The following is a 1,207-nucleotide window of genomic DNA, read 5'->3' as shown; positions in this document are numbered from 1 at the left end:
CGTTTCGATCTCTATCGTGATGCGCGCCACAAGAAGGGCAATTCCACTCACGAATGGTTAGATTTTTAACGTCTTTGTTTTTGTATTCACAATTGGAGCATAATTGACTAGAAGCAAATGTTTTAGATACCATAACAACTTTTTTGCCATACCATTTTGCTTTATATTCCAACATCGTTCGAAATTGTGACCAAGATACTTCACCAATCGCTTTTGCAAGCTTTCTATTTTTGAGCATGTTACTGACTTGTAAGTCTTCCATACCGATAACATCGTGGTTTTTGATGATTTCAGTAGAAAGTTTATGTAAGTAATCAGCTCTTGCATTTGCAATATGTTCATGGATTCGTGCAACTTTCACACGTTGTTTATTCCAGTTCGAAGAACCTTTTGTTCTTCTAGAAAGGATACGCTGTGCTTTCGCTAACTTTTCTTCTAATGTACGGAAGAATTTAGGGTTCTTGTATGTTATGCCATCTGAAAGAATGGCAAAATCTTTTAACCCCACATCGATACCAACAGAAGAACCAGTTTTTTCTACTGGTTGCACTTCCGTTTCTGTAAGAATAGACACAAAGTGTCTACCGCTTGGATTTCGTCTAATCGTGGCATTTAGGATACGCCCTGACACTTCACGACTTTTGGCAAATCTAACGAAACCGAGCTTCGGTAACTTTATTGTATGACCTACAATGGCGATATTATGATTTGTACATTTTGTTGTATAGGATTGTATTTTATTCTTTTTAGACTTGAATTGTGGCATATCATTTTGTTTCTTGAAAAAACGTGAAAAAGCATCTGCGAGGTTTTTCAATGAGGATTGAAGAGCGGTACTATCTACTTCTTTTAACCAAAGCGTATCTTGTCGTTTTTTTAATTGCGTAAGCTCCGCAGAGCAAGAAGGATAGGTTAATCCTTTTCCCGCTTCTTTAAACGTATCATTCCAAAGAGCAAGAAAATGGTTAAATACAAAGCGACTGCAACCAATCGTTTTAGCAATTAATATTTCTTGTTTCTTATTTGGGTAGATACGAAATTTATATGCTTTATTTATTAACATAGGTTGCACCTCACTTTTTCATAGTATATCTACAGTATACAAAAAGCGTAGGCTTACGCCTACTGACATTCATCTCCCACCTAAAATTGGTGTTTCACACCTTCACATTTTTGAGGAAGGAGTCTTCTGTCAGAAAACGATAAA

General features: G+C 36.3%; 1 protein-coding gene. It reads right to left on the bottom strand.

Annotated elements, in window-relative coordinates; genetic code table 11:
• Nucleotides 1-1,063, bottom strand: a 1,063-nt coding sequence (tnpB, locus tag FT637_RS29505) for an IS200/IS605 family element RNA-guided endonuclease TnpB (RefSeq protein ID WP_193649248.1), incomplete at its 3' end; no start/stop codon positions are given.
• Nucleotides 1,064-1,207 lie beyond the last annotated feature (144 nt).

It is taken from the genome of Bacillus cereus (assembly GCF_015071065.1).
GTDB lineage: Bacteria > Bacillota > Bacilli > Bacillales > Bacillaceae_G > Bacillus_A > Bacillus_A cereus_BA.
Note: the sequence above shows the minus strand (reverse complement) of the source record. Positions and strands in the feature narration are given on the sequence as shown.